2 protein-coding genes are annotated in these 1,688 nt (G+C 30.9%); both read left to right on the top strand.

Annotated elements, in window-relative coordinates:
* Positions 1-161 precede the first annotated feature (161 nt).
* Positions 162-1,364: an ATP-binding protein gene (locus HMPREF9129_RS10090; protein WP_004823434.1), complete on the top strand. Its 1,203-nt coding sequence runs from the start codon at positions 162-164 to the stop codon at positions 1,362-1,364.
* Between the two features lie 4 nt (positions 1,365-1,368).
* On the top strand, positions 1,369-1,688 hold a 320-nt coding region (locus tag HMPREF9129_RS12105; protein ID WP_218916033.1), incomplete at its 3' end, for a hypothetical protein.

The following is a 1,688-nucleotide window of genomic DNA, read 5'->3' as shown; positions in this document are numbered from 1 at the left end:
GCCGCCCCTACGGGATTGGCGTTTAATAAAAAGAAAAACACTGCTAAAAATTTCGACTATAATCGATAAATTTTAAAGTATCAGCAATAGCTTTGATTATAATCGATAAATCTATTGTTTTAAGTGCTTTTATCGATTATAATTTATTTTAAGGTGATTTTATGAATTATATTAAAAGAAATAAATATATAAAAAAAATTGAGGGGTTTATTGATAAGCCAATTATAAAAATTTTAACCGGCATGCGACGTGTAGGAAAGTCTACTCTTCTTAAAATTATTAGTGATGAAATTTTAGTTGATGTTCTGCCTGAAAATAAAATACACTTGAATTTTGAGTCTTTGGAGTTAATTAATATTCGTGATGCAAATTCACTGCTTGATTATTTACTGCCAATTATAAAAAATACTTCTGGAAAGATTTATTTTTTCTTTGATGAGGTGCAATTGGTTAATGGATGGGAACGAGTGATTAATGGAATTAATGTTGATGTGGATTGTGACATTTATTTAACCGGTTCTAATTCAACTCTTATTTCTTCTGATTTAGCAACTTTACTAGCTGGAAGGTATGTTGATTTTGAAATTCAGCCTTTTACTTTTAGTGAGTTTTTGGAAATTTTTAGTTATAGTGGTTTATCTAGGGATGAGTTATTTAATCATTTTATAGAGTTTGGTGGAATGCCGTTTTTAAGTTTTTTTGGATTGGATAAGGAATCCAGCTTTAAATATTTGGGGGATGTGTATAATACTGTTTTAATCAAGGACGTGCTACAGTATTATGACATAAGGGATATTGACGTTTTCAATAGGATTTTGTCATATGTAACTGAAAATATTGGGCACACTTTTTCTGCGAATGGGATAAGGAATTATTTTAAAAGCGAGAATAGAAATATTTCGATTGATACTATTTTGAATTATTTAGAGTATTGTAATCGTGCGTTTATTTTAAAGAAGGTTCCGCGTTATGATACTGTTGGAAAGAAATTATTAAAGGTTGATGAGAAATATTTTTTGACTGACCATGGTTTTAGGCAGGCTAAAGGATTTTCAAACAGTAGGGACATTGAGCGTGTTCTTGAGAATATTGTTTTTATTGAGCTTCTTTCTAGGGGATACAAGGTAAAGATTGGGAAGTTAAAGGATAGAGAGATTGATTTTATTGCTGAGAATTCTGAGGGGATTATTTATTTTCAGGTTACCTATCTTATGGAAAGTGAGAGCACAAGGGAAAGGGAGTTTGGGATTTATAAGCAACTAAATGATAATTATCCGAAGTATGTTTTATCTATGGATAAGGTTGATTTTAGTCAGGATGGTATAATTCACAGAAATATTATTGATTTTTTAATGGATGTATAATTATTTGAGCGACAGGGATGTCGCTTTTTTATTTTGTATACGTGCCACCCCTACGGTTTTGGAAATTATCGGTATTGACGGGCGGGCCTTTGCTGTTTTGATGTTTAAGTTTTTTATTTGTCTATTGTTTTTTAATTCATTATTTACCTTGCATATACGTGCCGCCCCTACGGTTGTTGTTTATATTGATATTTTTAAAATTTTTTATATTTCGTTTTATTGTGTTGACGGGCGGGCCTTTGTTGTTTTGCTGTTTAAGTTTTTTATTTGTCTATTGTTTTTTAATTTCATAAAATTCCTTGAAGTCACGTGCCGCCCCTACGA

Origin of the sequence: Peptoniphilus indolicus ATCC 29427 (genome assembly GCF_000227315.1) — a bacterium.
Taxonomy (GTDB): Bacteria; Bacillota; Clostridia; order Tissierellales; family Peptoniphilaceae; genus Peptoniphilus; species Peptoniphilus indolicus.
Note: the sequence above shows the minus strand (reverse complement) of the source record. Positions and strands in the feature narration are given on the sequence as shown.